We start from the raw sequence: 24,204 nt of genomic DNA on the forward strand, positions 1-24,204 counted from the left end.
CGGCCGGTGAATGTGCGCGGCCGGTGGCTCATCCGGAGGCCGGGCGCTGCCTGGCCACCACCAGGTGCAGGCCGTGGGGGAGCGGTTCGGTCCGCGCGACGTGCAGCCCGGCCGCCTCCAGCAGGGACTCGACGCCGGTCAGCGTGCGTTCGCGGCCGCCGGTGAACAGCGTGAGCATCTTCATGTCCAGCGCCACGGCCGACGTCGGCGAGCGGTGCGGGTCGTCGTCGAGGATCGCGTCCACGATCCACAACTCGGCGTCCGCGTCCATCAGGGCGGCGATCCGGGCCAGCAGCTTGGCGGCCTGCTCGTCGGGATAGTTGTGCACGATGTTGCTCAGCAGGTACAGGCCCGCCAGGGGCAGCGGGTCGGCGAACATGTCGCCCTCGGCCACCGTGACGGCGGACCGCCCGTCCAGGTGCCGCCGGGCCTGCGCCGCCACCTCGGGCAGCTCGAACAGCACGCCGCGCAGCCGCGGATGGGAGGCCAGGAGCGTGGCCAGGACGATGCCGGTGCCGCCGCCGATGTCGGCGACGGCGTCCACGCCGGTCAGGTCCTGCCCGGCCAGCGCGCGGGCCACGGTGACGCTGCGGGTGGCCATGTACTCGTTGAACAGGGCGCCGGCCGCGGGACGCATGCTGAGCCAGTCGTAGGGGGAGCCGACCTGGTGGAGCTCCAGGGCGGCGGGCCCGCCGCGGGTGATCGTCCGGTGCAGCAGGTCGGCGGAGTCCCGCCACAGCTCCTCGCCCCACATCAGCGCGGCGGGGGCCAGCGAGTCGTCCCGCCCGCTGGTGAGCAGGTCGCCCTCGCCGGTGAGCAGGTAGCGGCCGCGGGCGTCCCGCTCGACGAGCCGCAGGTGCTCCAGCGCCCTCAGCAGGCGGCCCAGCAACTGCTCGTCGGGACGGCCGGTCCCGCCGGCGGCGATCTCGTCGGCCAGCTCGTCCACGGCGCAGGCCCCGGCGGCCACCAGGTCGAAGACCGACAGCCGCAGGGCCGCCCGGACGGCGGCGTACAGGATGTAGTCGTCGATCAGGCGCAGCACCCGCGCCCGCTTCCACGTGTCGCTCATGGGTTCCCCTTCCCCGATTCCCAGGGCGGCCGGACGATCATGCTCTCCGTCCGCAGCGGCGCGGGCAGGTAGCCGAACCTCACCATGGTGTCCACCACCGCCTGCAGCTTCTCGGCCTCCAGGCCAGCGGGGAACGTCCCGAGCGTGATGGTCGGCAAAACCTCGCGCGGGATCTTCGTGTACGTGCCCAGTACCCCGGTGACCAGGGCCCGGTCACGCGAGTCGAGCTGGGCGTGGGCCATGGCCCGCTGGAACCCGGCCACGCTGCTGGGATGCGCCCCCGCGTACGACGAGGTCGTGGCCCATCCGGCGATCGCCTTGAACGCGACGTCGGCCGCCGACAGCCCGGCCGCGGCGAGCACGGTCTCGGCGCTCAGCGTGGCCACCGAGCGCAGCGTCGCCACCGCGATGCTCCTCTTCGGGCCGCCGGACGTCTTGAGGTCGCGGACGCTCCGGATCGGGCTGCCGGGCGGCACGAAGAGCTGGAACGCGCCCGGCGCGGCGTGGTAGGCGTCGGCGACCAGCTTGAGCTGTCCGGGTTCGCGCCGCTGGTACAGGAAGCCCGTCACGTAGTTGATCAGCGCGAACTCCAGGGCGCCGCCCCGCATCTTCTCGATCGCCGGGCCGCCGCCCCGCACGACCACCGGCTCCACCTCCAGCCCCTCGGCGGCGAAGTAACCGCGGTCGCGGGCGAGGTAGACCAGCGCGCTGTCGGGGATCGGGATGACGCCGACCCGGATCTTCTCCGGCGGCGCGCCGGACCGGGCCGTTCCGGCGCCGCCCGTCGCGGGCGCGGACCCGCTGCAGGCCGAGGCCCCGACCAGCAGCACGGCCAGCAGCAGGCCCAGCAGGGCCGGTAAGGGACGTAATCGTCTCACGGTTCTCCCTTCGAGGTCCGCCGCCGGCTTTCGCTCCCGCTGGCGGCCTGACACAGGTCGGAACCAACGCCCTTGAGTGCACCATCGGGACGCCCTCCTTGCAACGCCAGGTCAGAACGGGAATGCCGTCGTGTCAGAAGCGGATCACCCTGTTGACCCGTGGCGCGGCCCGTCGTACGGTCCGGGAGAAATATTCGCTGCTAGGCCGAAAGTTTCGGAGTGCCCATGGGCAGAATGTGGAAGCTGGTGGCCCTCGCCGTCGCCGGGGCCGCGGTGCTGACGGCCGCGCCCGCCACGGGCGCCGCCGACCCGTCCTCGCTCCCCGGAGAACACTGGGTCGACACCTGGACCTCGATGCCGCAGCTCACCGAGCCGGGCAACATGCCGCCGCCGCCGTACACACAGGACGGGCTGGTCCTGGCCGACACCACGCTCCGGCAGACCGTCCGCGTCTCGGCCGGCGGGAAACGCGTACGGGTGCGCTTCTCCAACGCCTTCGGCGGCGCGCCGCTGCCCATCACGCGGGCCTCCGTGGCGTTCCCGGAGGGCGGGGCGGCCGGGGTGAGCACGATCCAGCCCGGCACCGCACGGCCCCTGACCTTCAGCGGCCGTGCCTCCACCGTCGTGCCGGCCGGGGCGCAGGTCGTGTCCGACCCGCTGGACCTCGCGCTCGCGCCGCGCTCGGTGTTGTCGGTGACCGCGCACCTCGCCCAGGGGCAGGCCTCGAACGCCCTCACCTCCCACCCCGGCTCCAGGACCACCTCCTACCTGGCCCCCGGCGACCAGACCGACGCCCCCGGCCTGACCGGCGCCACCCCGGTCGACCACTGGTACCTGCTGAGCGCGGTCGAGGTGCGGGCCAAGCGGTCCACCGCCGCCCTCGCCGTACTGGGCGACTCGCTCACCGACGGCAGGGGCTCCACCACCAACCGGAACGACCGCTGGCCCGACCAGCTGCTCGACCGGCTCCAGCCGCGCCTGCCCGGCCTCGCGCTCGCCAACCAGGCCGCCGGCGGCAACCGGGTGCTGAACGACGGACTCGGCCCGGCCGCCCTGGCCCGGCTGGACCGCGACGTGCTCGCCCGGAGCGGGCTCGCCTGGCTGATCGTCTTCGAGGGCGTCAACGACATCGGCACCGCCCCGGCCACCGAGGCCGCGCAGCGGCAGGTCGCCGACGACCTGATCGCCGCCTACGACCAGATCGTCACCCGCGCCCACGCCCAGGACCTGCGCGTGTACGGCGCCACCCTCACCCCCTTCGGCGGCAACACCTCCTACGACGACCCCGGCGGCCTGCGGGAGGCGGCCAGGCAGCGCGTCAACGAGTGGATCCGGACGAGCGGCACGTTCGACGCCGTGATCGACTTCGACCGCGCGGCCCGCGACCCGGCCGCCCCCCGCGCCCTGCTGCCCGCCTACGACGTGGGCGACCATCTGCACCTGAATCCGGCGGGGTACCGGGCCCTGGCCGAGGCCGTGGCGGCCGGCCTGCTGCGCCGCTGACGCGGGAACCGCGGCAGATCCGCGTCCGGGAAGCGTTGCGCCGGAGTGTGTGACTGGTGAGAAGATCGGGGGTGCTCCGAATAGCAAACGCCGTACTCGCGAGATTGCCGGAACCGCTGCGCGCCCTGGCGCTGAAGCACCGTGAACCACTGAAGTTCGCGGTGGTGGGCGGCACGACGTTCCTGGTGGACAACGCGCTGTTCTACGGGCTGAAGCTGACCGTCCTGGAACCGAAGCCGGTGACCGCGAAGATCATCGCGGTGCTCGTGGCGACGATCGTGTCCTACGTGCTCAACCGCGAATGGTCGTTCCGGACCAGGGGCGGGCGCGAACGCCGTCACGAGGCGGCGCTGTTCTTCCTGGTCAGCGGCGTCGGTCTGGTGCTCAGCTCCGCGCCGCTGTGGATCTCCCGGTACATCTTCCACATGGAGACCCCGGACGTGAGCCTGATGACCCAGGAGATCGCCGACTTCATGAGCGCGCAGGTCATCGGCACGCTGATCACCATGGTCTACCGCTTCTGGGCGATGCGGAAGTGGGTCTTCCCCGTGGAGCAGGCCCGGCCCGGCGGCCTGCGCCTGGCTCCCGCCCCCGGCTCCAAGGACAAGGCGGCCTGAGACCGCGGCGCTCCGCGGGTCCGGACCCGCGGAGCGCCGGCAATCTCATGATCAGCGGTAGGCGGCGGCCTGAAGGGTGTAGAGGTCGGCGTAGAGGCCGTTGAGCGCCATCAGGGCCTGATGGTCGCCCTGCTCGGTGATCTTGCCGTGGTCGAGGACGTAGATGCGGTCGGCGTAGCGCACGCTGGCCAGGCGATGGGTGATCAGCAGGACCGTACGGCCCTCGGAATGGTCGCGGATGCGCTCGAACAGGGCGTGCTCGGCGCGGGCGTCGAGAGCGGCCGTGGGCTCGTCGCAGATCAGCAGATCGGCCTCGCGGTGGAAACCACGGGCCACGGCGATGCGCTGCCACTGGCCGCCGGACAGCTCGTGGCCGTCCTTGAACCGGCGGTCGAGCAGGGTGCGGTAGCCGTGGGGCAGGCCCGCGACGACCTCGTCGGCGCCCGCGACCGAGGCCGCCGCGCGCAGGGCGGGCTCGCCCTTGTCGGTGCCCATGGTGATGTTGTAGCGGGCGGTGAGCGGCCAGCGGGTGTGGTCCTGGGCGATGACGGCCGTACGCCGGCGCAGCTCGTCGGGGGGCACGCCGGCCACGTCGGCGTCGTCCCAGGAGACGGTGCCGGTGTCGGGCTCGTAGAGGCCGGAAAGGATCTTGGCCAGGGTCGTCTTGCCTGAGCCGTTCTCGCCCACGAACGCGATGATCTCGCCGCGCTTGATCTCGACCGTCACCCCGCGCAGCGACGGCTCCTCCGCGCCCGGGTAGGTGAACGTCACGTCGTCGGCCACGATGCGGTCGAAACTTTCGGGCACGGCCCCGGAACGATCGGCGGGGACGCGGCGTTCGGCGTCGGCGCAGAACTGGAGGAAGTCGGTGAAGTAGAGGCCCTCCTCGTAGAGGCGGTTGGTGGCGTACATGAGGTTGGCCAGCGAGGACTGGCCGGTCCTGATGGCCAGCACCGCGGTGCCGGCGACCGCGAGCGGGATCGCGGCCACGGCCAGCAGCACGCCGAGCGCGACGTAGACCAGAGCGGTGCCGAGGCCGCCCAGGGCCTCGCCGACCAGCCTGGCCAGGGTCTGGCGTCTGGCCAGGGCGAGCAGGACGTCCTGCTCGGCCCTCGCGACCGCGTCGTACATGCGCAGCAGGAAGCCGCGCATGGTGAACGAGCGCACCTCGGCGGCGGGCTCGCGTTCGGCCAGCAGCTCGGCGATGATCCACTTGCGGCGGCGGGCGGGGATGAGGGAGTACATGGTGGAGTAGCGCATGCGGGCGCCGCGCACCGCCGCCCAGGCGTCGGGCAGCACGGCCAGCAGGAGCAGCGGCAGCAGGACCGGGTGGAGCACGCCCAGCACGCCGGCCGCCGCGGCGATGCCGACGGCCGCGGTGACGACGTCGATGGCCGAGGTGACGACCGAGCTCGCCACCGAGACGCCGCGCTGGTTGGCGCGCTCCAGGCTGTCGTGGAACTCCGGGTCGTCGTAGGCGACCAGCTCCACCTGGCTGGTCAGGCCGTAGAGGCGTTCCTCGGTGTGGCGGGAGATCTGCGGGGTGAGGCGCGACTGGGCCCAGCCCGTGCCGGCCTGCATCGCGGTGCGCAGCACGGCGGCGGCCCCCACCAGGGCGAGGCTGGGCAGGGCGGCCAGCACCCGGTCGGGGGTCGGGCCCTCGCTGAACAGGGCGCTCAGCACGCCGGTGGTGGCCAGCAGGCCGAAGGCGGTGAACAGGCCGCCGAGGAGGTTGAGCACGATGGTGGCCAGGGTGTCGCGGGGGCCGGCCCGCCAGGACATGCTCATCGCCTGGGCGACGAGCGAGGGCAGGCGTCTGGCGATGGTCAGGAAGCCGACCTCGGCCATCTTGTCGTTGTGGGCGTACCAGTCGGAGATGGCGATCTCGCCGAGTTCGAGAGGCTCATCGGGCATGCGTTGAGTGTGCGCCCGGCAACTGACAGTTTCCGGCCCCGGAGGGGGCGAGGTGACAGGACGGTGTCCCGGAGGCCAGCCCGCCTCCGCCGGGTCACGGTGTTCGCGGCCACGGGCTGCCCCTGACGAACCCCCGTCCCCGGCGGGCGGCTCGGCGGGCGGTAGTTGAGTGGGACAGATATATCTGATTTGGAATATTTTCCAGAGAAAGCATCATGGTTACGCTCTTCAGCCATGACTCCCATGAAGCCCCGCCGCCGGCTCGCCGTGGCGGCCGCGCTCGCCGTGGCCGGGTTAACCGTGGCCGCCCCGGCGCAGGCCCGCGAGGCGGCCACCCCATCCGCCGGCACCGTCCTGCGCGGCCTGGACCTCGACCGCGCCAACGTGCTCGACCTGCAGCGCGCCATGGACCGGGGCCGCTTCGACGCCGTGACGCTCACCCGGTTCTACCTCGACCGCATCCGCGCGGTGGACCCGCTGGTGCACGCGGTCGTCCAGACCAACCCCGGCGCGCTGCGCGAGGCCGAACGCAGCGACCAGCGTCGCCGCCGGGGCGCCCACGGCCCCCTCGAAGGCATCCCGGTCCTGCTCAAGGACAACATCGACACCGCCGCGCCGCTCCGTACGACCGCCGGCTCGCAGGCGCTGCTCGGCTCCCGCCCGGCCCGCGAGGCGTTCCTCGTCCAGCGGCTGCGGGCGGCCGGCGCGGTGATCCTCGGCAAGGCGAACCTGTCGGAATGGGCCAACTTCCGCTCCGCCCCGTCCTCCAGCGGGTGGAGCGCGGTGGGCGGCCAGACCAACAACCCGTACGTGCTGGACCGCAACCCCTGCGGGTCGAGCAGCGGCTCGGCGGTCGCCGCCGCCGCCACCCTGGCCGCGGTCACCATCGGCACCGAGACCGACGGCTCGATCGTCTGCCCGGCCGGGATCAACGGCGTGGTCGGCATCAAGCCCACGCTCGGGCTGGTCAGCCGGGCCGGCGTGGTGCCGCTCTCGGCACGCCAGGACACCGCCGGCCCGATCACCAGGAACGTCACCGACGCCGCCGCCGTGCTCTCGGTCATCCAGGGGGCCGACCCGCGCGACCCCGACACCGTGTCCGACACCGTGCCGGGCGGCGACCGCGACTACCTCAGGGCGCTGCGGCCCGGCGCGCTGTCCGGCGCCCGCATCGGCGTGTGGCGCTCGGTCGCGGGCGACAACCAGGAGGTACGCGCCACCCTGGACGCCGCCGTCGCCACCCTGCGCGCCCGCGGCGCGACCGTGGTGGACGTCGAGCTGGAGCGCATGGACGAGGCCGGCGAGGCCGAGTTCCCCGCGCTGCTGACCGAGTTCAAGCACGACCTGAACGCCTACCTGGCGGCCACCCCCGGCCGCCACCCCGCCGACCTGGCCGGGCTGATCGACTTCAACCGGCAGCACGCCGGGACCGAGCTGCGCTACTTCGGCCAGGAGCTCTTCGAGCAGGCCCAGGCCACCACCGGCGACCTGGACGACCCCGCCTACCGCGCCCTGCGCGAGAAGGCCACCACGCTGGCCCGCCGGGCGATCGACTCCTCGATGGCCGCCGGCCGCCTGGACGCGCTGCTGGCCCCCACCAACCACGCCGCCTGGCTGACCGACCTGACCAAGGGCGACGACTTCACCGGATTCGTCTCCTCCTCCGCCCCCTCGGCCGTCTCCGGCTACCCGGCCGTCACCGTCCCCGCCGGGTACGCCCGTGACGTCCTGCCGCTCGGCGTCACCTTCTTCGGCGGGCGCTTCTCCGAACCCGCCCTGATCGCCCTCGGGTACGCCTTCGAACAGGCGACCCAGATCCGCAAGCCGCCGACGTATCTGCGCACCCTGCCCTGACGGGCCGCGGCGGCGGCTACGGTAGGGGGCGACGGCAACGGGGGAAGGAGGCGACGTGCGCACCAGAGTGCCCGCCGCGCTGCTCCTCGTCCTGTCGTGGCTGCTCCCCGCGATCGGCCACGGCGAGATCGCCTCCCAGGTCGCGGCCGTCATGGCCCCGGCCCAGGCGGCGGCCCAGACACCGGCCCAGACACCGGCCCAGGCACCGGCTGAGGCGCCGGTCCGGGCGTCGGTCCGGACGGTCGTCCGGGCTGAGGCCCACCGGCCCGCCGCCGCCAGTCTCCGTTCCACGCCGCCGCCGCAGCCGCTCGCCCAGGCCAGGCCGTCCGGGCACGACCAGGCGGGGCCCGCCGGGCAGGCGTTGCCCGCCGCCGGCCCGGCCCGGCCGCGTCCCTCCTGGACGGCCGTCGTACGGCCGCTCGTCTCCCGTTCCGCCGCCGACCGCCCGCAGGGCGCGCCGGCGGCCCGCGCTCCGCCCTCCACGGTGCTCTGAAGATCCCTCTTCCGCACACCTGAGCCTGTGGAGGCCTCATGTCACGTGCGCCCATGTGGCGCGCGCTGGCGGCGTTCGCCGTCATCGCGACCTCGATCATCCTGTCCCTCACCGCCACGCCACGCCTCGGCCTCGACCTGCGTGGCGGTACCCAGCTCGTCTTCGAGGCCAGAGACTCACCGACGGTCAAGGCCGACTCCTCGGCCACCGACCGCGCCCTCGACGTGCTCCGCCGCCGGGCGGACGCGCTGGGGGTCGTCGATCCCACCCTGGTCCGCTCCGGCGAGAAGCGGATCATCGTCGAGCTGCCCGGCGTGCTCGACCCGGCCAAGGCGGCCGAGGTCATCGGCCGTACCGCGCAGCTCGCCTTCCACTCCGTCACGGGCGAGGCCCAGGCGGGGGACGCCGGCGCGCTGCCCGACGAGAGCGGCCGGCACCTCGCGCTCGGCCCGGTGGCGGTCAGCGGCGACGGCGTCAGCGACGCCGCCGAGCGCAGCGACCCGCAACGCGGGCCCGGCTGGTGGGTCACGGTCGACTTCCGCGACGCCGCCGCCTGGCAGCGGCTGACCGGCACGGCCGCCTGCCAGCAGGCGGGCGACCCCAAGCGGCGCGTGGCCATCGTGCTGGACAAGAAGGTCATCTCCTCGCCGCAGGTCGATCCGTCCGTGCCGTGCGGCACCGGCATCTCCGGCGGCAGCACCGAGATCACCGGGTCCTTCACCCACGAGGAGGCCCGCGACCTGGCCGTGCTGATCAAGGGCGGCGCGCTGCCCGTGCCGCTCGACCTGGTCGAGCAGCGGACGGTCGGCCCCACGCTGGGCGCCGCCGCCGTCGAGGCCAGCGTCAAGGCGGCCGTCGTCGGGCTGGTGCTGACCGCCCTGTTCATCATCGCCGTCTACCGCCTGTCCGGCCTGCTCGCCGCGATCGCGCTGACCTGCTACGGCCTGATCTCCTACGCCGCGCTGGTGGCGATGGGGGCGACGTTCACGTTGCCGGGACTGGCCGGGTTCGTGCTGGCCATCGGCATGGCGGTGGACGCCAACGTGCTGGTCTTCGAACGCGCCAGGGAGGAGTACGCCCTGGCCCCCGGGCGCGGTCTGGCGCCCGCGCTGAACCGGGGCTTCAAGAACGCCTGGAGCGCCATCGCCGACTCCAACGTCACCACGCTCATCGCCGCCGGGCTGCTGTTCTGGCTGGCCTCCGGGCCGGTCAAGGGGTTCGGCGTGACGCTGGCGGTCGGCGTGATCGCCTCGCTGGTGTCGGCCATGCTGATCACCCGCGTGCTCACCCAGGCCGTCATGGGCCGGATCGGGCCGCGCCTCTCCGGCCTCGGCTCCCCCGGCGCGGTCAGGACGTGGGTGGCCCGCCGCGACCCGCAGCTCATGAAGGCCAGGAAGATGTGGCTGGCGGTCGCGGGCGGCCTGGTCGCTGCGGCTCTGGCCGGGTTGTTCGTACGCGGGCTGGACTTCGGGGTGGAGTTCACCGGGGGCCGGCTCGTGGAGTTCGGCACGTCCAAGCCGGTCGAGGCCGACACCGCCCGGGAGATCGTGGCCAGGGCCGGCTATCCGGGCGCGGTCGTGCAGGCCACCGCCGACGGCGTGGCCGTACGGGCGGGGCAGCTCGACCCGGCCAAGATCCAGGCCGCGCTGGAGGCGCAGGCAGGTGAGGTGACCAAGCAGCGCGACGAGTTCATCGGCCCCACGCTGGGCGAGGAGCTGCGCCGCAATGCCGTCATCGCGCTCGGCGTGGCCGTGGCCGCGCAGCTGGTGTACCTGGCGGTGCGGTTCCGCTGGACGTTCGGCACGGCGACCGTGCTGGCCCTGGTGGTGGACCTGGCCGTCGTCCTCGGGCTGTTCGCCTGGCTCGGCAAGCCGGTGGACGGCGTCTTCCTCGCCGCGATGCTGACCGTGGTCGGCTACTCGGTCAACGACAAGGTGGTGGTGTTCGACCGGGTGCGGGAACTGTGGGCCGCCCGCCGGACCGCGCCGCTGGCCGAGGCGGTGAACACGGCGATCCTGCAGACCGTGCCGCGGACCGTCAACACCGGGCTCGGCGCCCTGTTCGTGCTGGTCGCGCTGGCCGTCTTCGGCGGCGACTCGCTGCGCGACTTCGCGATCGCGCTGGTCACCGGGATCGTGGTGGGCACGCTGACGTCGTCGTTCGTGGCGGGTCCCGCCGCCATCGGGCTCGCCCGGTACGACCGCCGTCCCGCCCCGCAGCCCCCCGCTCCCAAGTCCGCGCGGCGGCCCCGCGAGGGTTCGGGAGCCGTGTTGTGACCGGCCGCGGGCCCGCCCGGCGCGGGCCCGCGGTGCCGCCTCAGAGCTGGGTGAGCCAGTCGAGGAGGAGGCCGTTGACCTCGTCCGGGCGTTCCTGCTGGACCCAGTGGCCGCAGTCGTCCAGGAGATGGGAGGAGACCAGGCCCGGCAGGGTGGCGGGGAAGGCGTCCACGGCGTCGGCCAGCCATCTGGTGGTGGCGTCCTGGGCGCCGCCGATGAACAGGGACGGCTGGGTGACGGGCGCGCCGTCGTACGGGGCGAGGTCGGACCAGTCGCGGTCCATGTTGCGGTAGCGGTTGAGCGCGCCGGTCAGGCCGGTGCGCTCGAACTCGGCGGCGTAGAAGTCGAGGTCGGCCGCGCCGAGCCAGCCGGGCAGCCGGCCCTCGGGGAACCGGTCGCGCAGCCGGCCGCCCGGGGCCACGAAGTGCGGGTCGGGCGCGCTAGGGCCGGGCATGGTGTCGGCCGACAGGGCCGCGTACGTGCCCGCCAGCCAGCCGCGCACGTCCGGCTCGATCTCGGCCTCGGCCCGGCCGGGGGTCTGGAAGTAGCTGACGTAGAACTCGTCCGTCCCGCCCATGGCGGCGAACGCCTCGCTGGGACGCGGCCCGCCGCGCGGCACGTACGGCACGCTGAGCATGGCGACCGCGCGGAAGACGTCCGGCCGGAGCAGGGCGCTGTCGGCGGCGATGCCCGCGCCCCAGTCGTGGCCCACGATCACCGCCGACCGCTCGCCCAGCGCCCGCACCACGGCCACGCCGTCCTCGACCAGCTCGGTCATCCGGTACGCGGCCACGTCCGCCGGCCTGGACGAGCGCCCGTAACCGCGCACGTCCACCGCGACCGCCCGGTAACCGGCCGCGGCCAGCGCCGGGAGCTGGTGCCGCCAGGAGTACCAGGACTCGGGGAACCCGTGCACCAGCAACACCAGCGGCCCCTCGCCCGCCTCCACGAGATGCACGCGGCCGGCGGGGGAGGGGACCAGGCGGTGGATGCCCTCGGTGACCGGGGTGAGCTGCGACATCGATCCTCCACGCACGTGATTCCTGGCCTGTCACCAGGATCATGCGCCGGCCGTCCGGCCGCCCGCCAACTCCTTTGCCGTTTCGGCAAACCCTCCGCCAAGGGTCGGTGGCGATGCTCAGAGGTCGGTGGCGATGATCTTCTCGATGTTCCGCTCGGCCAGCGCCGTGATGGTGACGAACGGGTTCACGGTGGTGTTGCCGGGGATCAGCGAGCCGTCGATGACGTACAGGCCGGGGTAGCCGGCCAGGCGGCCGTAGTTGTCGGTGGCCCTGTTCAGCACCGCGCCGCCGAGCGGGTGGTAGGTGAGGTGGTCGCCCCAGATCTTGTACACGCCGAACAGGTCGGTGCGGTAGATCGTCCCCTCCTTGGCGTTGATCTTGTCGAAGATCGTCTTGGCCATGTCGATGGACGTCTGCTTCCACGCCGTCTGCCAGCTCAGGTCCACCTTGCCGGTCGCGGCGTTCCAGGAGAACTGCGCGCGGCGCGGCGTGTTGGTGATCGACAGGTAGAACGAGGCGTACGTCTCGATCCCGGTCGGCAGCGGCGCGACCTCGCCGACGGCGCCCCCGGCCGACCAGTTGTCGATGCCCGCGCACGGGATGGCCGACTGCAGCTTGCCGGTCGGGTCCCACAGGTGGTTGGCCCGGCCGCACATGACGTTGCCGTTGTCGCCCCAGCCCTTGCCGACCTCGTCGTTCAGGCCGGGCAGCGCGCCGGTGGCCTTCAGCTTGACCAGCAGCGCGCTGGTGCCGACGCTGCCCGCGGCGAAGAACACCCGGGTCGCGGTGACGGTCTTGGCGGCGGTGACCGAGCCGTCGGTGGCGAGCTGGTCGATCCGTACGGTGTAGCCGCCGCCCGCCGCCGGGGCGACCGAGGTGACCTGGTGCAGCGGCGAGATCGTCACCTTGCCGGTCGCCCTGGCCCGCGCGAGATACGTCTTCTGCAGGGACTTCTTGCCCTGGTTGTTGCCGTAGAGGATCTCGCCGGCCAGCGCCGACTGGGGTACGGTGCCGGCCGCCTCCTGCTTCATGTAGTCCCAGTCGTACACGTCGGGCACGAAGGTGAACGGGAAGCCGGAGCGCTGGGCGTGCTTGCGGCCGACGCGGGCGTACTGGTAGCAGGCGGTGGTGTCGAACCAGGCCGGGTCCACCAGGCCGACGCCGAGGCCGGAGTTGGCGCGCGGGTAGTAGACGCCGTACATCTCGTCGGCGTTGACCGACGGCAGCACGCCGGCGAAGTTCTCGCGCTTGGGCGTGACCGCCATGCCGCCGTTGACCAGGGAACCGCCGCCGACGCCGCGGCCCTGGTAGACGGTGATGCCGGCGAACTCCTCGGCGTCCAGGATGCCGGTGTGACGGGGGATGTCCCGGTCGATGGGGAAGCCGAGGAAGTAGTTGAGCGGCGCCTTGGTCCTGGTGCGCAGCCAGTAGGAGCGGTAGTCGGGCTCGCGGGTGTTGCCGAAGATCTTCCCGTCGGAGCCGGGGGTGTCCCAGGCCATGCCCATCTCGATCATGTGCACCTCGACGCCCGCCTGGGCCAGGCGCAGGGCGGCCACCGAGCCGCCGTACCCGGTGCCGATCACCAGGACGGGGACGCGGGCGCCGTCCGCGATCGGACCGGCGGCGGCGGTGCCCGCGGCGGCGGCGCGGCCGGGCAGGACGGCGGCGCCCAGGAGGGAGGCGCCTGTGGCGATGAAGGTGCGGCGGCTGGGGTTCATGTCACGTGCCCTCGCTCGGTCGCTTTGACGGCCGTCGGGTTGACGGCGGTCGGCTTTACGGAGGGTGACGGGCCGTCGGTCAGCATGCAGGCCGTGTCGAGACCCAGCACGTGGTTGAGCCGGCCGAAAGCCCACCAGGAACCGATGCTCATGCTCAGTTCCACGATCTCGTTCTCGTTGTAGTGCTCGGTCATCCGGGACCAGAACTCCTCGTCGAGCCCGCGGTGGTCCAGGGCGTACCGCTCGGCGTACTCGGCGGCCAGCCGGGTGCGCGCGTCGAAGGCGTCCGTGGTGCGCCAGGCGGCGACCGCGTCGGCGAAGCCGTCCTCGACCTTGACGCCGTCACGCTCGGTACGCCAGTCGAGGCAGAAGACGCACCCGTTGATCTGCGCGATCCGCAGCCGGGCCGCCTCGAACTCGCGCAGGCCGAGGGTGGTGTGGGCGTAGACGGCCAGGGAGAACTTCGAGGCGGCGGCGCCGATGCCGGGGACCATCTCGCCCCAGACGTACGCGATGGGGTCCCTGCCTCCGGGGACGTCCACGATCATGGGTTCTTCCTTCCGAGCCGGCCGGTCGCGGGTGTCAGGGGGACGTCGAGCGCGTCGTACAGGACGGGCGGGGCGGCGGCGAGCCAGCCGATGGCGTTCACCAGCCGGCCGGCCGCGGTGGCGTTCCCGCCCGCCGAGCGGCTGCCGCCCTCGTCGGTGGCCTCGATCGTGACCTCGATGCGCGGACGGCCTTCGACGATCACCCGGTGGGCGCCGTCGCCGCCGTCCGGGGGGAGCGGCCAGTCGGGGGCGCAGGAGGAGTGGATGCGGGTGACGTGCTCGATCACGATGCGCGGCACGCCCTCGACGACGCCCTGTACCTCGAAGCGCACCGCGCCCTGGGTGCCGGCCTCGAACACGCCCATGCCGGCGGTGCTCACCGTACGGCCGAGCGGGCGGCGCTCCACGACCTCGCGGATCTCCTCCAGCGTGACGCCGAGGGCCCGCGCCATCAGCCGTACCTGGCCGCCCCACACCATGGACGGGACGGACGGCGCGATCATCGGCGGCTCGTAGTCCATCGGGCGGCCCATGCCGACCATGTCACGGACCGCGTCCGGGCGGTCGTAGCCGGAGTAGTCGAAGATCTCCTGGCAGCGGATCGCGTCCACGACCGAGCCGAGGCCGCTGAGCAGCAGGGGCAGCACGTCGTTGCCCCAGCCGGGGTCGATGCCGGAGGCGAACAGCGAGCCGCCGCCCTCCGCGACGGCGGCCAGCACGTGCTCCCGCAGTTCGGGCGGGGCGCCCTGCTGGTCGTAGAGGGCGTACAGGGAGGGCGTGACGACGACGGCGCCGGCCCGTACCGCGCGGACGACGTCGGCCAGCGCGTCGTCGGGACGCAGGTCGCCGGAGGCGGCGTACACGACGGCCCTCGGGCGCGTGGCCAGGACGGCGGCGGGGTCGTCCGTCGCGGTGACGCCGAGGTCGCGGCCGAGACCGGCGAGCTGGCCGGCGTCGCGGCCGACCTTGTCCGGGGAGCGCACGACGACGGCGGCGAGACTGAGGTCGGGATGGGCCTCCACGGCCCTGATGGCGGCGCGGCCGACGTTGCCGGTACCCCACACCACGGTGGACATCATGGGCGGAGCGTAGCAAGCGCTTGGTTTGGTGTACAGGGCCCAAGTCCGATCACCCCCAACGCCCGCGCCCCCGTCGGGACGCCCCCGTCCGGGCACGGCGAGGGGCCGGTGGGGGGCCGGTGGGGCCGGTGGGGGCGACGTCCGCGTTCCGTGCGGCAAGGCGTGGCCCGGGGTGTGGTGCGCCCTGACGGCGGATACCCCGCGGCCCGGCCCGGCCTGGGGGGCGAGGGAGGGGGCGGGTGGCCAGGTCTCCCGGCTCGGCGGCGGGGGAGAGGGCGGGTGGTCGGGAGCTGGGCCGAGTCGCCCGGCTCACGGGCTTGCCCACCGTGAGCCGGGCCCGGTGTGTCGGGGGAGCCCGCGCGCCCCTGCCGCCGTACGTGTTCCGCGGCAACCCCACCTGCGGGGAACCGGGCTCCCTGTCGCCGAGAGTTCTCCGATCCCCCGCCGGTGTCAATCGCGGGAGGAGGAAACGTCCGGATGTGGCCGCGCCGAGCTGAGCGTGACCGGCTTGTCCGGCATGCGTACCCGCAGGTCACGGGCGGGCGAGCGCCCGGCGGGCGCCGCGGCGGGCGCCGGGGCGCCGCCGGGCATCCCGCCCGTGGTGAAGTCCCACCACACGCCCGGCACCTCGTGGGCGACGACGGTGTCGGCCGTGGCCGTGCCGCCGTCGTAGCCGAGGGTGTAGATCAGGCGCTGGTCGTCGTCGGTGATGAACGCCGTCACCGGCCACGACTGCCCCGGCGCGCCGCCCGCCAGATGGGTGACGCCGCCCCGGTAGCTGCGCAGGCTGCGCACCGAGTCGTCGTCGGTGTACTCGTAGGCCAGCGCGGTGCCCGTCTGGCTGAGGAACAGCGCCTTGCCGTAACCGTTGACGTCCTCGGGGACCAGGCAGTTGCCCGCGCCCGGCGTGGCGCCGCCGACCCTGGCGACCATCAGGCACGAGGCCTGGGACGGATGCGCGGTGAACCGCAGGGCCACCACCTGCCCGTCGCCGGAGATGATCGGGTCGCCGATGTCGGTGCCCGGGAAGATCTCCGTCGTGCCGCCGGCGGCGGCGTCGTACAGCCAGGTGTGGTGCTTCTGGGCGGTGGCGTCGTAGGTGGACCAGGTCACCCGGTTGCCGTCGCCGGACAGGATGCCCTCGCCCGTCGAGGTCGGGCAGTCGCCGTCGGTCTGCGAGTCGCACGAGGTCAGCTTCTGCGCCGCGCCGCCCTTGACCTGCCGGTAGAGGTTCCACCGGGAGGAGCCCGAGTGCACGTCCAGCTTCTTCCAGTAGACGACCGCGTGCCCGTCGTCGCTGACGGCGGAGACGTAGCCGTACTCCTCCAGCGTCCAGGAGGTCCTGGCGGCGATGTCGTGCACGATCGACCTCGGGGTCAGCACGCCGGTCCACTCCAGCGAGGTGAAGGCGACCACGTTGCCGTTCCGGCTGGCCAGCGGGCCGCCGACGAAACCGGTGACCGGGGTGACGCCGTCGGCGCCCATCGACACGACCTGCGTGCCGCCCTGCGTGTCCTTGCGCAGGATGAACGGCGCCGCGCTGGAGGGTACGCGCCGGTCGTCTGGCATGAGGTTGCTGCGCGCCTTGGTCATGAAGAAGATGTAGCGGCCGTCGCCGGAGGCCGCGGCGCCCGTGGCGCCGCCCGCCGTGCCGGAGGAGTCGGGCCGGCCCTGCGTCTCGGTGCTGCCCGCGAGGTCCGCGCCGAGCGTGGAGGGCGGGCCGAAGAAGATCACGTCCGTCGGCGTCAGCTTCAGCGGCGCGGACGGCTCGCCACTGCCCTGGGCGTTCTGCGCGATCACGGTGACGCTGTACGTCACCCCGGGCGTGAGCCCCTGGACGAGCTGGTGCGTCGCGTCGCCGCCATAGGCGTACGCCCGCGCGGTCTGGCTGCCGTCCTCGGCCGTCGCGGTCACCACGTAGCCGGAGATGTCGCTCATGCCGGTGTCGGCCGGTGGCGACCAGCTCACGGTGGCCCCGCGCAACGTCGGCGCGGTGAAGGTGTCGAGTTTGGGCGGGCCGGGTGTGCCGTACTTCGTACCGATCTCGACTCCGCCGCGCGCCTGCAACTGCGGGTGCCCGCCGGTCGCGGGGCTGGTCACCTCGACCTCGGCCATGCCCTCCTGCGAGGAGTTGAACAGGCCGTCCGGGGTGAGCGTGCCGGGGCCGCTGATCAGCTTCCACTGGGTGACGACGTCGTCGGGATAGCCGGAGACGGTGACCCTGAACTGGTAGTTCTGGCCCGGTCCCACCCCGCCGAGCTGTGGGGTGACCTTGATGCCCTGGAACGCGCCCGCGGCGTGGGTGACCGTCCAGAACGTGCTGATGATGTCGTCCTTGCGCCAGACCGAGTAGTCCTTGCCGATCGAGCCCAGGTCGATGGCGGCCCCGAGCCGGGCCAGCACCCGCAGCTCCCACCACGGGTTCTGCGTGGTGTCGGCCTTGAGCTGCACGCCCGGCACGTCCACCACCAGGGCGGGGCCCGCCAGGCCGTACAGCAGGAGCTCGATGTCGGTGGAGATGGCGGCGGTGACCGTGCCGTCGCCGTAGGCCCCGACGCCGCCGTCGCTGTAGAAGCCGGGGCCGCCGTCGTTCGGGGTGCAGGACGTGCCGCTCTTGCTGGTGTGGCAGCGTGTGCCGAACTGCTTGTCCCAGTGGACGGCGAAGCTCAGCCCGACCGACGCGGACGCCTCGACCGACAGCGCGACCGAGAAGCGCACGCACACCACGACCGGCACCTTGCCCACCCAGAACGTGAAGCACGGCCCGTTGACGTGCCCGAGGTGCACCCGCTTGTCGAAGGAGAACCCGAGGCCCTGCTTCACCCGCACCTCGGAGCTGATCTTCGTGGTGTTGCTGATGTCCACGCCCCGGCCGGCGGAGTCGGTGCTGGCGCCCATCTTGGTGTCCTGGTCGATCACCGCCCAGCCCTCGACCTTCGTGATCGAGCGGCCCTTCTGCTCGAACGACTCCTCGAACTCGATGACCAGGTTCCCGTCCCGCAGGCCGATCTGCGGCCCGGCCGCCCGGTCACGGGTGTTCTCGACGGGTTTGACCAGCCGCGCTCCCGGCACCGACGGCACGAACTCCACCTGGTCGCCGGTGTCCACGCGGCCGTCGGTGGCGAAGTTGGCGTCGGTGAAGGCGTCGCTCAGCGAGGCGGCCGTGGTCGAGACGACGAACCGCCCGTTCTGCAGCGCGGTGCCGGACACCTTGCCGAAGAAGCCTTCGGGGGTGCGTTCGGTCTGGCCGATGACCAGCAGCGTGCCCGCGGTGAGCCCGGTGACCTCCGCCGGCGGGTTCTCGAACTCCAGGGCCCGCCCCCGTACGGCCCGCAGCGTGGCCGCCGCCTGCGGGGACAACACCCGCGGCTCGCTCTTGACCGTGAGCTTCGGCGTGATCGCCTCGGTCGGGGCGCTGGCCGTGCCGGTGCCCGCGGCGTTGGTGGCGCGCACGGTGAAGGTGTAGGCCGTGGCCGGGTCCAGCCCCGAGATCGTGGCGGTGGTGGCGGTGACCGTCGCGGTCTTGCCGCCGGGGCCGGCCGTCACCGTGTAGCCGGTGACGGGGCCGGTGCCGACGTCGGCGGGCGCGTCCCAGGTGACCTGGACGCTGCCGGAGGCCGGGAGCCCGGCCCGCAGGTGCGTCGGCGCGCCGGGCGGCCGGCTCGCCGCCGGGGTGACCGCCGCCGCGGTGCTCGGGGCGCTCGCGCCCACCGCGTTCCTGGCGACGACCGAGACCGTGTACGCGGTGCCGTTGGCCAGCCCGGTCACCGAGGTGACCGTCGTGTCGGGCGGCGTGTCGAGGGTCCGGCCGCCGGGCTGGACGGTCACCGTGTACCCGGTGATCGCCGAGCCGCCGTCCACCGCGGGCGCCCACTGCACGTCCACGCGCTGGTCGAGGGGGGTCACCAGCAGCGCGGGCGGGGACATGGGCACCTCGGCGGGCGCCGGGCGCACCGCGTCCGAGGGCGGCGACGGGTCTCCCGCGCCCGCCGCGCCGACCGCGGTGACGGTGAAGGAGTAGTCGGTGCCGTTGGTCAGGCCGGTGACCGTGGCCTCCGTGGCCGTCGTGTTCACGGTGGCGCCGCCGGGGGAGGCCGTCACGACGTACCCGGTCACGCCCGCCGCGCCGGTCTCGGGCGGGGCCCAGGTGACGCGTACCGCGCCGTCCCTGCCGTACACGCCGGTGACGAACGGGCGGCCGGGCCTGCCCGCGACGCCGGGCGTGACCGGGTCGCCGGGCGCGGAGGCGTCGGAGACCCCGTTCGCGTTGGCCGCCGTGACGGTGAAGGTGTACGCGGTGCCGTTGGTCAGGCCGGTGACCGTGGCCTGTAACTGGTCGCCGGCGACGGTCGCGGTCGCGCCGCCGGGGGCGGCCGTCACGACGTACCCGGTGATCGCCGAGCCGCCGTCGGAGGCGGGCGCGCGCCAGGTGACCTTCGCCGTGCGGTCGCCCGGCGTCGCGGACACGCCGAGCGGCGGCGAGGGACGGGTGACCGCCCCGGCCGGCGTCACCGGCGCGGACGCGGCCGACTTCGCCGAGGTGCCCACGGCGTTGGCGGCGGTCACGGTGAAGGTGTACGCGGTGCCGTTGGTCAGCCCGGTGACCGTGGCCTTCAACAGGTCGCCGGAGACCGTCGCGGTCCTGTCACCGGGGCTGGAGGTGACCGTGTACCCGCTGATCGGCGCGCCGCCGTCCGCGGGACGCTGCCAGGAGACGGTCGCCGTCGTGTCGCCCGCCGTCGCGCTCACACCGGCCGGCGCGGACGGCGCGGACGCCGATCCGTAGTAGTCGAAGGTGTCGACGGTCACGCTGACGCTCGCGGTGCCGGTGTTCAGGATCACGAACGTGCCGCCGTTGCCCAGCTTGACCGGCACCAGGCTCGACCAGAAGTCGTTCGGCTGGTACGCGATCGAGCCGCCGCCCGGGATGCTCGCCTGGCCCGTGGGGTGGACGCGCAGCAGGCCGTTGACCGTGCCCTTGGCGGTGATGTTCACGCCGACCGCGCTCACCCCGGAGGCCGGTACGCCACCCTTGCCCAGCGGGGCGACCGTGTACGAGGCGCCCGCCGCCACCGTCACGGAGGTGAGGGTCCGTGACGGGGCGACGGGCGCCAAGATCGAGGAGGCGACCGTGGCGGCGGGCGTCGCGAAGTAGCCCGCCACGTCGGCGTACACCGTCAGCGCGGCGGCCCCGTTGTTGTTGACGGCGATCTTGCCGTCCGCCCCGAGGGCGGCGATGACCAGGTTCGACTGGAAGTAGGAGGGCCGGTAGTCGATGTTCGAGCCGGTGGGCAGCGTGCCGCCGGACGGGTAGGCGATCATCTTGCCGGACCCGGTGCTCTTCACCGCGAACGTCAGCGCCACGTACGCCACCCCCGAGGTCGGCACCCCGCCCACCCCGGCCACCGCGAACGTGGCGGTCGAGTTGGCCGCGACCGTCTGGTTGCCGATGACCCGGCCGGTGTCCAGCGGCACGTACCGGGCTCCCGCCGTCGCGGCGGCCGTGGCGGTGAAGTACCCGTGCACGTCGGCGTAGACGTTGACGGCGGCCGTGCCGGTGTTCTTGACCTTGAGCGAGCCGTCCGGGCCGAGCTTGACCGTCACGAGCTGGTCGTCCCACACGCCGGACCGGTAGCGGGTGCCCGTCACCGCGGGCGCCGCGGCCAGGTCGGAGGGGAAGGCGATCAGGCCGCCCGCCGCGCTCGCGCCCTTGGCCGCGAAGTTCACCGCGACGCTGGCGACCCCGCTCGCGGGCACCGCGCCCACGCCCGTCACCTTGACCGTCGTGGTGGCCCCCGCCGCGATCGACACGTTGCTCAGCACCCGGACCCGGACGCCGTAGAACTGGCCCGGTCCCGGCTGAACCGACGCGGCGGCGGCCGGGGCCGCCCCCGTCACCACGAGGATCCCGGAGAAGACCAGGATGAGGGCTGACAACCATCGCATGACCACACCGGCCTCCTGGCTCAGGATCACTCCGCGTTGCGCGGCTGACGCTACCAATGGCCCTGAGCTCGTGAAATACGGCGAAAAATAGAGATTCTTCGTCTATCAACCGCCGTACGGTGGCTTGTCCGACTGCAACTTCGGCGGTAGCCGCCGTCAGCCTTCGGGGGTGGCGTCCAGGGCCACGCCGTACAGGTGGTCGACGCGGAGCCTGATGACCAGGCGGCGGGCTCTGGCCATCTCCGCCAGGAACGCGGCCTCGTCCGCCGGGTCGGCGAAGCCGCCGGACATCGCCAGCAGCTCGCGGCCGGTCGCGTCCCCCGGGGTCGCCGACGGCTCCGACACCTCCGCCCGCCCCTCGGCCACCGCGTACGACAGGATGTTCTCGCCCTGGAGGTGCACCGACGCACGCGGGTCGCCCAGCAGGTGGCGCACCTTGACGCGGCCCTCGGCGGAGGAGAAGCGGATGACGCGCTCGCTCGCGTCCCAGTTCAGGGCCATCGAGGCCAGATGCGGCCGGCCGTCGCGCTTCAGTGTCGCCAGCACGCCGAAGGGCTGGCGGCCGAGGATCGCGAGCAGTTCGTCCTCGGTGAGGGGGCGGGCGCCGGGGCCCTGTCCGGGGCCGTACGAGGGTTCGGTCATGATGATCAGATCCTTTCGGGTCGGGTCGGGTCAGGTCAGAGGGCGGCCGGCTGCTCGGGCCGCACCGCCGCGGGGGCATCGGCGGCCCGGGGGCGGCGCAGGACGATCAGGGCGACCACGACGGCCGCGGCCAGCAGGCCGGCGGAGGTGGCGAAGGCCAGGTGGTAGCCGCCGGTCAGCGCCGCGGCCTCGGCCGCCCCGCCGGCCCGCAACTCCTGCGTACGGGAGGCCGCCAGCGTGGACAGGACCGCCACACCCAGCGCCATGCCGATCTGCTGGGTGGTGTTGAACAACCCGGAGGCCAGGCCCGCGTCGTCCGCGCGGGCGGCCGACATGCCGAGCGCGGTCAGCGCCGGGAGCGCCAGGCCGCCGCCCGCGATCAGCAGCATGACCGGCAGCAGGTCGGTGACGTAGTTCGCGTGCACCGGCACCCGGGTGAGCCAGCCCATCGCGGCCAGCAGGAGCACCAGCCCGGCCAGCAACACGGCGGGCGTGCCGAAGCGGGCGCTCAGCCGGGCCGACACGAACAGCGATACCCCACCGATCGCCACCGCCGCCGGCAACATCGCCAGGCCGGTTTCGAGCGCGCCGTACCCGAGGACCTTCTGCATGTAGAGGGCGACGATGATCTGGAAGGCGAACATCGCCGACAGCGAGAGCATCTGCACGACGTTCGCCCCGGCGACGTTGCGGGAACGCAGCACGCGCAGCGGCATCAGCGGCGTGCGCGCGGTGGCCTGGCGGACGAAGAACCCGGCGAGCAGGGCCAGCGAAACCGCGCCGAACGCCAGCGTGCGCCCGGAGAGCCACCCGTGCTCCTCGACCTTGACCACGGTGTAGATGCCGAGCATCAGACCCGAGGTGACCAGCAGCGCGCCGGTCACGTCGGCGCCCCTGGCCAGCCCGAGGCCGCGGTCGGCGGGCAGCGCGGGCAGCGCCAGCGCGATCGTCGCCAGCCCGATCGGCAGGTTGATGAAGAAGATCCAGTGCCAGCTCAGCACGTCGGTGAGGACGCCACCGAGCACCTGGCCGATCGAGGCGCCGGCCGCGCCGGTGAAGCTGAAGACCGCGATCGCCTTGGCCCGCTCGCGCGGCTCGGTGAACAGGGTCACCAGGATGCCGAGCACGACGGAGGAGGCCATCGCGCTGCCGACGCCCTGGAGGAACCGGGCGGCGATCAGCATGCCCTCGCCGGTCGCCGCCCCGGCCAGCAGGGACGCGCCGGTGAAGACCGCGTTCCCGGCCAGGAACAGGGTCCTGCGGCCCAGGAGGTCGCCGAGCCGGCCGGCGAGCAGCAGCAGACCGCCGAAGGCGAGCAGGTACGCGTTGACCACCCAGCTGAGCCCGGCGGCGGAGAAGCCCAGGTCACGCTGGATGGCGGGCATCGCCACGGTGACGATGCTGCCGTCCAGGATGGTCATCAGGGCGGAGGTCGACAACACGGCCAGGGCTGTGCGCCGGGAATGGAAGGACATAGGTCGTCTCCTGTTCAGGGGGTGAACAAGAGAGACCGTAGCAGATAGTTCCGTTACAGACGATATGTGACGGAACTATTCAGCTCCGTTCCCTGGCCCGCCGTACCGGCTGGGGGGCCTCGGCCGGGGTCTCCAGGTGGCCGGTGACCAGCCGGTTCAGGGCGCGTACCAGCGCCTCGCGCTCCTTGCCGGGCAGCGAGCCGAGGGCCGCGGTGTGCACGCCGTCCACGATCTCCTGGCTGCGCCGGGCCACCTCCGCGCCCTTCTCGGTCACCGCGATGATCCGGGCCCGCCGGTCGGTGCTGGACGGCCGGCGCTCGGCCAGCCCGGCCTTCTCCAGGGCGTCCACGGTCACCACCATCGTGGTCTTGTCCATGTCGCCGATCTCGGCGAGCTGGATCTGCGTGCGCTCCTCCTCCAGGGCGTGCACGAGCACGCAGTGCATGCGCGCGGTCAGCCCGAGCTCCGCCAGGGCGGCCGCCATCCGGGTCCGCAGCACGTGGCTGGTGTGGTCGAGCAGGAACGACAGGTCGTGCTCGGTACGCGAGGGGGCCATGGAAGTCATGTCATCGAGGCTACCCAACTCATCCCGTAGCGGATTATCTGTCGGCCGGCGAACCCGGCAAATCGCCCGCTCTGACGGTCTGGCGCAAGTTGATCTCACTATGTATGTTCGAGCGGAAGGAAAGTTTCGTCCATGGAGGCATGGTGGGCAAGAAGTTTCACGTTCTGGCGTTACCGATCGCCGTGGCCGCCCTGGCCGTAGTGGCGTCCCCCGCCCAGGCGGCGACGGGGTACGACCGCTGCCAGGAGGGCAACTACTGCCTGTTCTCCGGTCTCGACGGCACCGGGGACATCGTCCAGCTCCAGGGCAACACGGCCAACCTGGCGGCCCTGGGCATGGGCGACCGGGCCAAGTCCGACTGGAACCGTACCGACACGCTCATCCATCTCTACTCCGAGGCCGACTACGGCGGCTGCACGGCCGTCACCGGCGCGCGCGGCAAGGGCAACTTCTACATCACCTTCCGCGACTTCTTCGACTCCGTCCGCTTCGGCGGCCCGAACGGCCCCTCCTGCTCCATCGGCGGCGACGACCTGACCATCAAGCGCGCGGCGGCCACCGACTCCCACGGCTGACCTCCGCGGCACCCCCGGCCCGGTCGCGCG

At 73.1% G+C, this 24,204-nt stretch carries 17 protein-coding genes; 6 read left to right on the top strand and 11 right to left on the bottom strand.

Annotated features, from left to right (window positions below):
- Positions 1-28 precede the first annotated feature (28 nt).
- Entirely contained in the window at positions 29-1,069 is a 1,041-nt protein-coding gene (locus DMB42_RS27195; RefSeq protein WP_125637872.1) for a methyltransferase, read from the bottom strand.
- Positions 1,066-1,947: an ABC transporter substrate-binding protein gene (locus DMB42_RS27200; RefSeq protein WP_185844882.1), complete on the bottom strand. Its 882-nt coding sequence runs from the start codon at positions 1,945-1,947 to the stop codon at positions 1,066-1,068. The genes DMB42_RS27195 and DMB42_RS27200 overlap by 4 nt, the downstream gene beginning before the upstream one ends.
- 225 nt (positions 1,948-2,172) lie before the next feature.
- Between DMB42_RS27200 and DMB42_RS27205 the strand changes: the two genes are divergently transcribed.
- Positions 2,173-3,450: an SGNH/GDSL hydrolase family protein gene (locus DMB42_RS27205; protein WP_125637874.1), complete on the top strand. Its 1,278-nt coding sequence runs from the start codon at positions 2,173-2,175 to the stop codon at positions 3,448-3,450.
- A gap of 71 nt (positions 3,451-3,521) precedes the next feature.
- Complete coding sequence (locus DMB42_RS27210) at positions 3,522-4,067, top strand: GtrA family protein (RefSeq protein ID WP_260477975.1); 546 nt, start codon at positions 3,522-3,524, stop codon at positions 4,065-4,067.
- Positions 4,068-4,118: 51 nt separating this feature from the next.
- Here the strand turns inward: DMB42_RS27210 and DMB42_RS27215 are convergent, their stop codons facing one another.
- Positions 4,119-5,981, bottom strand: coding sequence for an ABC transporter ATP-binding protein (locus DMB42_RS27215; protein ID WP_125637876.1), 1,863 nt, complete (start codon positions 5,979-5,981; stop codon positions 4,119-4,121).
- Positions 5,982-6,215: 234 nt separating this feature from the next.
- On the opposite strand from DMB42_RS27215, the gene DMB42_RS27220 reads away from it, so the two are divergent.
- Genes DMB42_RS27220 through secD form a run of 3 tightly spaced genes read left to right on the top strand, consistent with a single transcriptional unit; the run spans position 6,216 to position 10,604 of the window.
- Entirely contained in the window at positions 6,216-7,835 is a 1,620-nt protein-coding gene (locus DMB42_RS27220; RefSeq protein ID WP_221762360.1) for an amidase, read from the top strand.
- Positions 7,836-7,890: 55 nt separating this feature from the next.
- Complete coding sequence (locus DMB42_RS53425; RefSeq protein ID WP_185844883.1) at positions 7,891-8,328, top strand: hypothetical protein; 438 nt, start codon at positions 7,891-7,893, stop codon at positions 8,326-8,328.
- Positions 8,329-8,366: 38 nt separating this feature from the next.
- Complete coding sequence (gene secD, locus DMB42_RS27230) at positions 8,367-10,604, top strand: protein translocase subunit SecD (protein ID WP_125637877.1); 2,238 nt, start codon at positions 8,367-8,369, stop codon at positions 10,602-10,604.
- Positions 10,605-10,644: 40 nt separating this feature from the next.
- On the opposite strand, the gene DMB42_RS27235 is transcribed toward secD, so the two are convergent.
- The 8 genes from DMB42_RS27235 to DMB42_RS27270 all read right to left on the bottom strand — a co-directional run bounded on the left by DMB42_RS27235 (position 10,645) and on the right by DMB42_RS27270 (position 23,599).
- On the bottom strand, positions 10,645-11,625 hold the full coding sequence (locus DMB42_RS27235) for an alpha/beta fold hydrolase (RefSeq protein ID WP_125637878.1): 981 nt from the start codon (positions 11,623-11,625) through the stop codon (positions 10,645-10,647).
- A 117-nt stretch (positions 11,626-11,742) separates the two neighbouring features.
- On the bottom strand, positions 11,743-13,344 hold the full coding sequence (locus DMB42_RS27240) for a GMC oxidoreductase (protein ID WP_125637879.1): 1,602 nt from the start codon (positions 13,342-13,344) through the stop codon (positions 11,743-11,745).
- The gene (locus DMB42_RS27245; protein WP_125637880.1) at positions 13,341-13,892 is read right to left on the bottom strand and encodes a carboxymuconolactone decarboxylase family protein; all 552 of its coding nucleotides are present in this window, start codon (positions 13,890-13,892) and stop codon (positions 13,341-13,343) included. Before DMB42_RS27245 ends, DMB42_RS27240 begins: the two co-directional genes overlap by 4 nt.
- Positions 13,889-14,971, bottom strand: coding sequence for a dihydrodipicolinate reductase (locus tag DMB42_RS27250; RefSeq protein ID WP_125637881.1), 1,083 nt, complete (start codon positions 14,969-14,971; stop codon positions 13,889-13,891). Before DMB42_RS27250 ends, DMB42_RS27245 begins: the two co-directional genes overlap by 4 nt.
- Positions 14,972-15,421: 450 nt before the next feature.
- Positions 15,422-20,917 (bottom strand): fibronectin type III domain-containing protein, encoded by a 5,496-nt coding sequence (locus DMB42_RS27255; protein WP_125637882.1) that lies wholly within the window; start codon positions 20,915-20,917, stop codon positions 15,422-15,424.
- A gap of 156 nt (positions 20,918-21,073) precedes the next feature.
- Positions 21,074-21,559, bottom strand: coding sequence for a PPOX class F420-dependent oxidoreductase (locus DMB42_RS27260; protein WP_125637883.1), 486 nt, complete (start codon positions 21,557-21,559; stop codon positions 21,074-21,076).
- A 35-nt stretch (positions 21,560-21,594) separates the two neighbouring features.
- Positions 21,595-23,034 (bottom strand): MFS transporter, encoded by a 1,440-nt coding sequence (locus DMB42_RS27265; protein WP_125637884.1) that lies wholly within the window; start codon positions 23,032-23,034, stop codon positions 21,595-21,597.
- Positions 23,035-23,113: 79 nt separating this feature from the next.
- On the bottom strand, positions 23,114-23,599 hold the full coding sequence (locus DMB42_RS27270; protein ID WP_125637885.1) for a MarR family winged helix-turn-helix transcriptional regulator: 486 nt from the start codon (positions 23,597-23,599) through the stop codon (positions 23,114-23,116).
- A 140-nt stretch (positions 23,600-23,739) separates the two neighbouring features.
- Between DMB42_RS27270 and DMB42_RS27275 the strand changes: the two genes are divergently transcribed.
- Positions 23,740-24,174, top strand: coding sequence for a peptidase inhibitor family I36 protein (locus tag DMB42_RS27275; protein ID WP_125637886.1), 435 nt, complete (start codon positions 23,740-23,742; stop codon positions 24,172-24,174).
- Positions 24,175-24,204: the final 30 nt, after the last annotated feature.

The organism is Nonomuraea sp. WAC 01424 (genome assembly GCF_003947315.1).
Lineage (GTDB): Bacteria > Actinomycetota > Actinomycetes > Streptosporangiales > Streptosporangiaceae > Nonomuraea > Nonomuraea spiralis.

What these genes read in the sequence shown, in the direction of transcription:
- DMB42_RS27195 (WP_125637872.1), bottom strand. Translation starts at nt 1,069, where the DNA reads ATGAGCGACACGTGGAAGCGGGCGCGGGTGCTGCGCCTGATCGACGAC.
- DMB42_RS27205 (WP_125637874.1), top strand. Translation starts at nt 2,173, where the DNA reads ATGGGCAGAATGTGGAAGCTGGTGGCCCTCGCCGTCGCCGGGGCCGCG.
- DMB42_RS27215 (WP_125637876.1), bottom strand. Translation starts at nt 5,981, where the DNA reads ATGCCCGATGAGCCTCTCGAACTCGGCGAGATCGCCATCTCCGACTGG.
- DMB42_RS27220 (WP_221762360.1), top strand. Translation starts at nt 6,216, where the DNA reads ATGACTCCCATGAAGCCCCGCCGCCGGCTCGCCGTGGCGGCCGCGCTC.
- secD (WP_125637877.1), top strand. Translation starts at nt 8,367, where the DNA reads ATGTCACGTGCGCCCATGTGGCGCGCGCTGGCGGCGTTCGCCGTCATC.
- DMB42_RS27235 (WP_125637878.1), bottom strand. Translation starts at nt 11,625, where the DNA reads ATGTCGCAGCTCACCCCGGTCACCGAGGGCATCCACCGCCTGGTCCCC.
- DMB42_RS27240 (WP_125637879.1), bottom strand. Translation starts at nt 13,344, where the DNA reads ATGAACCCCAGCCGCCGCACCTTCATCGCCACAGGCGCCTCCCTCCTG.
- DMB42_RS27245 (WP_125637880.1), bottom strand. Translation starts at nt 13,892, where the DNA reads ATGATCGTGGACGTCCCCGGAGGCAGGGACCCCATCGCGTACGTCTGG.
- DMB42_RS27250 (WP_125637881.1), bottom strand. Translation starts at nt 14,971, where the DNA reads ATGATGTCCACCGTGGTGTGGGGTACCGGCAACGTCGGCCGCGCCGCC.
- DMB42_RS27255 (WP_125637882.1), bottom strand. Translation starts at nt 20,917, where the DNA reads ATGCGATGGTTGTCAGCCCTCATCCTGGTCTTCTCCGGGATCCTCGTG.
- DMB42_RS27260 (WP_125637883.1), bottom strand. Translation starts at nt 21,559, where the DNA reads ATGACCGAACCCTCGTACGGCCCCGGACAGGGCCCCGGCGCCCGCCCC.
- DMB42_RS27265 (WP_125637884.1), bottom strand. Translation starts at nt 23,034, where the DNA reads ATGTCCTTCCATTCCCGGCGCACAGCCCTGGCCGTGTTGTCGACCTCC.
- DMB42_RS27270 (WP_125637885.1), bottom strand. Translation starts at nt 23,599, where the DNA reads ATGACTTCCATGGCCCCCTCGCGTACCGAGCACGACCTGTCGTTCCTG.
- DMB42_RS27275 (WP_125637886.1), top strand. Translation starts at nt 23,740, where the DNA reads ATGGTGGGCAAGAAGTTTCACGTTCTGGCGTTACCGATCGCCGTGGCC.